The organism is Acinetobacter sp. SwsAc2 (genome assembly GCF_013391465.1).
In the GTDB taxonomy this organism is placed as follows: Bacteria; Pseudomonadota; Gammaproteobacteria; order Pseudomonadales; family Moraxellaceae; genus Acinetobacter; species Acinetobacter johnsonii.
The window spans coordinates 1-4,826 of the sequence record NZ_JACBEZ010000067.1 but is presented as its reverse complement, the minus strand read 5'-3'; the positions used below and the strand labels follow the sequence as shown (position 1 = coordinate 4,826).

Sequence of the window (4,826 nt, the reverse complement as noted above, 5' to 3'; positions counted from 1 at the left end):
ATAAAGGGACATTTAGTCGGTTATAAAGGGACATTTAGTCTATATAAAGGGACATTGCAGGCATTGACCCTTTAGTGACTTCAATTTACAATGTCCATATTATAAGTAACAATATAATCTGATTATGAAAAATGAGCTTGTTGTGAAGGATAATGCGTTAATTAATGCTAGTTATAATTTAGAAGTAACTGAACAGCGTTTAATACTTTTAGCAATTCTTAATGCAAGAGAAACAGGCAACGGCATTACAGCCGATAGTAAATTAGAAATACATGCAAAGGACTATGCTAGTCGCTTTGATATAAGCAATGATGGAGCTTATAAGGCATTAAAAAATGCTGTCTTAAACTTATTTGATCGACAGTTTTCTTTTAAAGAACAAGATAAGAAAGGGAATGTAGGTACAGTAAAATCAAGATGGGTAAGCCGTATTAAATATATTGATGATTCAGCAACGCTAGAGATTACGTTTGCACCTGATGTCGTGCCACTAATTACAAGACTTGAGCAGCATTTCACGAGCTATCAACTTAAACAAGTCAGCCAACTTACCAGTAAATATGCAATCCGCTTATATGAGCTTTTAATTGCATGGCGTGAAGTTGGCAAAACTCCAAAAATTGAATTAGAAGATTTTAGAAGCAAAATTGGTGTAGAAGACACTGAATACACGGCCATGAATGATTTTAAAAAGCGTGTATTAGAGCCTGCTATTAAGCAAATTAATAAATATACTGATATTACTGCAACGTATGAGCAGTATAAAAAAGGGCGGTTAATTTCAGCATTTTCATTCAGCTTTAAGCAGAAGCACCAACCAAGAATTGAAAAGCCGATAACTGATAAAAGAGATCCGAACACCCCTGACTTTTTTGTCAAATTGACTGATGCTCAACGTCATTTATTTGCCAAAAAAATGTCCGAGATGCCAGAAATGAGTAAATATTCTCAAGGTACAGAAAGCTATCAACAATTTGCTATTCGTATAGCGGATATGCTTTTACAGCCTGAAAAATTTAGAGAAGTTTATCCAGTTTTAGAAAAAGCGGGATTCAATCAGTGAGTGTTTGTAGCTTAGATTGGGGAGCAATAGCAACAATAATTAGTGCACTTTTTGCTGGTTATGTCGCATGGTGTATTTCACAGACTTGGAATCATCAAAAAGGTAGCGAAGTCATATCTTCTGAATGTAAAAACTTATGGTATGAGTTAGATAAGTTAGATGAGATATACAGAAATTTAGAGCGAAACTCGACTTACCGAAGTGAAAATCATGACAATTTTTTTTCTAATGTAAAAGCATGGAAAGAAATGAATATTAGTAAGATCAATCTAATAGAATCTTTATTAAAAGAAAGTGGAAAGGACCTCAAAAATATCAACATACAGCTACTAGAAATAAAAGAAGCTCTTAGCCTATTTGACACACACTATATGCTTAGGCGCGTTAGTTCTGATAGACAATCTACCCATGAATCAGTAGATCGTGACAAGGTATTAAATATTATTGATGAGGTTAAAAAATCTCTAATACCATTCATTATTTATAAAAAACCTTCAGGTATCAGATAAATCAAAAAGTTGTCTATCTCGATCTTCTGTTAAATACTCGTTGAGTTCAGCGAGTATTTTTTCTTTGTTTGCTTCATTGGCATTCATCTTTTTAATCAAATAAGAACCGAGCAAAATTTTACGCCGAGTATCGTCCTTTCTTTCCTGCTCTTTTTTCTTTGATTTTTCTCTAGCTTCGATAGCTTGTTTGCGAGCCTTTAATTGTTTCAGCTTCTCTAACTGGGCTTCAATTTTCTTTTCGAGAGTTTCAGCAGCTTTTGTCATGATTCAGATTTCAGGATATAGAAAACCACTCAAGCATAAGGCTCTATGAATTGGAATTCAAGCGAGCTATATGCTATCGTGTTTTTCATGAAATGCGCACTTACGACTTGAACAAAGTTCAAGTCATCGTTGCGTAAGGGGAATCCCCTTAACCCCAAAAAATTGCGTAGCAATTTTTTAAAAGCAAAAGCAAAACCATCACAAGGCTAAGGCATGGCAATTTATCACTGTACGACCAAGACCGTTAACCGAAGTTCGGGACGAACTGCGGTAGCATCTATCGCCTATCGTGCAGGGGAAAAATTGACAGATGAACGGACAGGATTAACGCACGACTTTACGAGAAAAGAAGGTGTGGCTTATACCGAAATTATCTCGAACTTAGATACTCAGATTGATCGTGCCGAACTCTGGAATCTGGCGGAAAAAACCGAAAACAGGAAAGATGCCAGAACCGCTAGAGAATGGGTTATTGCCTTGCCTGATGAATTGGATGAAGAACAACGTAAGGAACTTGCTAAAGACTTTGCCAAGTCTTTAGCAGATCGCTATGGGGTAGTTGCAGATTTAGCGATTCATGCACCCAGCAAAGGTGGTGATGATAAAAACCATCATGCACATATCTTGCTGACAACCCGCAAAGCAGAATTAGACCCTGAAAATAAATTGGTCCTTACTCAAAAAGCGGAAATCGAGCTAAGTAATACCAAAAGAAAAAGCCTAGGCATGGGAACAAGCCAAGAAGAAATCAAACAGATTCGAGCCACCTGGGCAAACCTTGCAAATTACGCCTTGGACAAAGCAGGGTACACAGAAAAAATAGACCATCGCAGCTATGTCGAACAAGGTAACGGCTTACAAGCCACGATACATGAAGGCAGCAAGGTTACTCAGTTACGCAGAAAGGGCATAGATACTGAAGTTAGCCGTTTCAATGACAATATCAAACAGCAAAACAATCAGCAGCTCCAATTCAAAGAACTCAAAAAGGAAAAAATCCTAGAACAAGGCTTCAGCCGTGTCGAAAAGGGTTTCGAGCAATGGAAGAAAGATCAGGAAGCTAAACGCTTAGAACTGGAACATAAAAAGCAGTTAAAGCTACAGCAAGAACAAGCGATGAAGCAGAAACAACGCAAAAGCATGAATAGAAGTGGACCTTCTCTATGAGCAATCAAAATGATTTAGACGACCAGTTATATATTTTATTAGCCTCTATGAAGGAATACAGAGAGGCTATAGCAGACGATAAGAAGCGATTAGAGACGTTTTACACCCAAGTAGCTAGTGGGGTTCTAGATAAGGCTGAAAAGTCGCTGCAGGAGACAAATAAACAGGCTATAGGGGCATTAAAGAGTCGCATTCAGGAATTAGACAAAGCAACAAACCGTCTTAACTATCAATTCATTGCTGTGTTTGCCAGTGCCTTTATAGCGTTGGTAATGGTGCTGTTCTTGGCAATATTTTTATTTATACCAAGTATGGATGAAATCCAGCAGCGCAGATCGGAAGTGAATAACCTAAAAAAATACAGCTTAGACCTATCAAATTGTGATGGGAAAACATGCGTTAGAATTATAAAAAAACAGTGTGGCTATGGAAAAAATGCCGATTATTGTGTAATTGACCCCAAATAATTTCGGGCGGTACTTTGCTCTGTTCTTCAGTCATGATTAAACAAATTTTTCAGTCGCAAAGTGGCTCGACTTTGATATATGGCTTTAGCCATATATCAAAGTATCGAGCTTTTCTTTAGTCTGATTATTAGAATTAAAAATAGTTTTTAGGTGAATGTTTTGAAAAGTTATTTACTGCTTGTTGTAACACTAAGTATGAGTATCTCTGGGCTTGCCGCTATTGATATTTACCCTAATCCAAACTTAACAGATCCATCCTTGGCAACAACTTTCGCAACACAACTAAGAAATATGAAAGTAAAGGAAATGGATCAAGTCATAAAAGGTGAGTGTAATCAATTTAAAGAATATGCATATTTGTCTATTCAAAACTGGAAAAGCTTTAAAAATCAAACGAAATCTGCTGATGAAGCTCAACAATACTCCCAAAATTTAGTACGAGAGATGCCGTATAGATTATCTTTTCAATATACATTTCCACTTGGCGTTCAAATGTATTCTATAACTGAAGAACACTTAAAACAGACTACATTAAATGGCAATATTTCAAATCAATACAAGCTCTTAGAACAAGTATATAGTGTTTGTTTAACAATGAATAATTCCAAATACTTTGAATTGCTTTCATCTAAAAAGTACTTAGTAGGGAATCAAAGCCCCTTTAGTTCTGAACATGATGTATTGAAGATGTTTGATTCTTCTAATTCTCTATTTAGATCCATCTCTCCAATACCATCCAAAGAAGATAAATTAACTCCACCTAATATGACTAAATCTATAAATTTCACACCTACTGAATTTGGCATAGCCTATACCTTGATTGATCAAGATATAAAAAATAGTTTTATACAAAGTGACATCCGTTGGATCGACTATAAAAAAGTCTCTAGGGATATGCAGGACAACTTTACTAAATTTATGAAGGACGGTGGACGGAATAAGAATTTTGCTCAAATTGCTAGTTTAATCAAAACTGTTAGCCCAAAAATTACGAATAATAATGAAAAATATATTACAACTCAGACTGAAATAGATTCTTTTTTTAATTCTCTTAACTTAGATGATGATCCCGTTTTAACTAAAAAATTAAAAGATAATTTAAAGAAGTTTAATTATTAAAGAGTAAGTAACCGAGCGAGTGTCTACGAGCGATCACCTGGCATCAAAATTCATGTGTTTTTCTCTCTGATTACAATTAATCCCTTTTGTTTAATAAAGGGATTAGCAGAGCAAAGCGACTGTACTCCATTTAAATTACACTTGAGCGAAGCGAGCATAAAGCTATCTGAGCGAAGCGAAGGCATAGTTTCTTTTTATTATTAAGCACTCAATTTACCTTTGAAAAAACAGCCCCTA

At 35.7% G+C, this 4,826-nt stretch carries 6 protein-coding genes; 5 read left to right on the top strand and 1 reads right to left on the bottom strand.

The annotated features are described in order from the left end of the window. Positions 1-124 precede the first annotated feature (124 nt). A complete protein-coding gene (gene repM / locus HYI04_RS16585) occupies positions 125-1,063 on the top strand; it encodes a replication initiation protein RepM (RefSeq protein ID WP_114155592.1) in 939 nt (312 codons plus the stop codon). Then, complete coding sequence (locus HYI04_RS16580) at positions 1,060-1,572, top strand: hypothetical protein (protein WP_114155591.1); 513 nt, start codon at positions 1,060-1,062, stop codon at positions 1,570-1,572. The genes repM and HYI04_RS16580 overlap by 4 nt, the downstream gene beginning before the upstream one ends. Here HYI04_RS16580 and HYI04_RS16575 read toward each other — a convergent pair. After that, positions 1,558-1,836 carry a mobilization protein gene (locus tag HYI04_RS16575; protein WP_114155590.1) on the bottom strand — a complete coding sequence of 93 codons (279 nt, stop codon included), beginning with the start codon at positions 1,834-1,836 and terminating at the stop codon, positions 1,558-1,560. The two genes, HYI04_RS16580 and HYI04_RS16575, sit on opposite strands and share 15 nt — an antisense overlap. Before the next feature lie 213 nt (positions 1,837-2,049). Between HYI04_RS16575 and mobQ the strand changes: the two genes are divergently transcribed. The 3 genes from mobQ (at position 2,050) to HYI04_RS16560 (ending at position 4,589) form a co-directional block, all read left to right on the top strand. Next, the gene (mobQ, locus tag HYI04_RS16570) at positions 2,050-3,003 is read left to right on the top strand and encodes a MobQ family relaxase (protein WP_006582652.1); all 954 of its coding nucleotides are present in this window, start codon (positions 2,050-2,052) and stop codon (positions 3,001-3,003) included. Continuing rightward, the gene (locus tag HYI04_RS16565; RefSeq protein ID WP_005140768.1) at positions 3,000-3,470 is read left to right on the top strand and encodes a hypothetical protein; all 471 of its coding nucleotides are present in this window, start codon (positions 3,000-3,002) and stop codon (positions 3,468-3,470) included. The genes mobQ and HYI04_RS16565 overlap by 4 nt, the downstream gene beginning before the upstream one ends. 159 nt (positions 3,471-3,629) lie before the next feature. After that, positions 3,630-4,589, top strand: coding sequence for a hypothetical protein (locus HYI04_RS16560; protein ID WP_114155589.1), 960 nt, complete (start codon positions 3,630-3,632; stop codon positions 4,587-4,589). Positions 4,590-4,826 lie beyond the last annotated feature (237 nt).

Excerpts from the sequence above, each read along its gene's own strand:
- HYI04_RS16565 (WP_005140768.1), top strand. The coding sequence starts at position 3,000 with ATGAGCAATCAAAATGATTTAGACGACCAGTTATATATTTTATTAGCC.
- HYI04_RS16575 (WP_114155590.1), bottom strand. The coding sequence starts at position 1,836 with ATGACAAAAGCTGCTGAAACTCTCGAAAAGAAAATTGAAGCCCAGTTA.
- mobQ (WP_006582652.1), top strand. The coding sequence starts at position 2,050 with ATGGCAATTTATCACTGTACGACCAAGACCGTTAACCGAAGTTCGGGA.
- repM (WP_114155592.1), top strand. The coding sequence starts at position 125 with ATGAAAAATGAGCTTGTTGTGAAGGATAATGCGTTAATTAATGCTAGT.